Annotated in this window: 1 protein-coding gene; it reads left to right on the top strand. The window is 50.7% G+C overall.

Translation table 11 applies throughout. The annotated features are described in order from the left end of the window. Positions 1–1,268: multicopper oxidase family protein (locus WA429_RS21130; RefSeq protein WP_336107900.1), on the top strand; the 1,268-nt coding region annotated here is incomplete at its 5' end. Positions 1,269–1,626 lie beyond the last annotated feature (358 nt).

Below are 1,626 nucleotides of genomic sequence, written 5' to 3'. Positions count from 1 at the left end.
GCCTGCTTGAGTTCGTCAAAACCTATTTCGAACTTGATGATGTGCCGGTCCGTTACCGTCCAAGCTTCTTCCCGTTCCTCTTTGAATGTGAAGTGTTCAACCGCCTGCCTTCAGCAACCACAGTTCATTGGCATGGGGTTCGCCTGCCAAATGAAATGGATGGCGTTCCAAATCTGACGCAAGCGCCTATAGAGCCGGGTCAGAACTTCACCTATCGCTTCAAAGCTCATGATGCCGGGACCTACTGGTTCCACTCTCATATGCGCGGTATCGAGCAAATTGACCGTGGCTTGGCTGGGTCGCTCATCGTCGAGGAAGATAATCCACCAGAAGTGCACCGAGACATTACCTGGTTCCTCGATGATTGGAGACTGATCAAAAACGGAGAGATCGTCGAGAATTTCGGGGCGATGCACGACGTGTCGCATGGCGGAAGGATCGGCAACCTCTCGACGGTAAATGGTGTGTTCAACGGTCAAACACAGATCCATGCAGGGGAACGGATCCGAGTGCGGCTGATCAATATCGCCAATGCGCGCATTTTCAATCTTTCCTTGGGCCAACTGCCCTTCAAGGTGATCGCGGTGGACGGGCAGGGCGTTACCCCTCGCACGCAGGAGATCATTCTTGGACCGGGAATGCGAATAGATCTGATTGCGCACGTACCACAAGACTTGAGCGGCCGCGAAATCGCCGTCGTAGATAGATACAGAAGGGATGCCGCCTATCGGCTTCACAAGCTGTCCGTGCAGGAGCCCCAGCGCTCGCAAAAAACCCTCGACAATGCCATCTTGCCAATCGCGCCAAACCCGATCACGCCAATAGACCTTACGCGTGCTGTGCGCCACGAAGTTGTGCTTACAGGAGGCATGATGGGGTCGAGCGTGCTTCAACAGATGATCGCTGAAAAAGCAATCCCACCAGAGTATGGATCAGTATCGCTGCCCGGGCCATGGACGCTGAATGGAAGACCTGTTGCTCATGGCATGCAAGGGCCAATGCTTTCTTTGGATCGTGGCGTTACTTGCATTCTCTCGATTGTAAACGCGACGGCATGGTACCACCCGATGCACTTGCACGGATATGTCTTCGATATCCTGCAACGCAACGGTCGGGCAGATGGAACGCGGGCAGATACTGTCCTCCTTGCTCCCAAAGAAAGGGTCGATGTTGCATTCCTCGCGGACAACCCGGGCGACTGGATGTTTCACTGCCATATTCTCGAACACCAGATTGGTGGGATGATGGGATACATCCGTGTGAAATAGTTAAAGCAAACCTTGGGTAGACAAAGGGAGCCATCCGCCGAACCCAAAATCTCCATTCAAGAGGTAATGCCTTAACTTGTGCCAGGAGGAACTTTTATCTCCTGGCACACTTAGTTCTAGCTAACGGTTTGATGCGGACACACATCACAATCCACGTATGCAGTTATAGTGTTGGCATCACAATAATGATAATTGCTATGTCGTAACAAATGCGATCTTCATGCCTCAAGATTTGTGCACCATTGAGTATGACGATTTTTAAATTTGTCATAATAAAGGTTATAGAACATCAGAACATTATAATTAACGACAAAATATGGATTGGGATATGGCTCGCAAAATCGTCGAATATCGCCAC

The organism is Thalassospira sp. CH_XMU1420-2, from assembly GCF_037029325.1.
GTDB lineage: Bacteria > Pseudomonadota > Alphaproteobacteria > Rhodospirillales > Thalassospiraceae > Thalassospira > Thalassospira povalilytica.
This window is presented reverse-complemented; position numbering and strand designations above follow the sequence as displayed.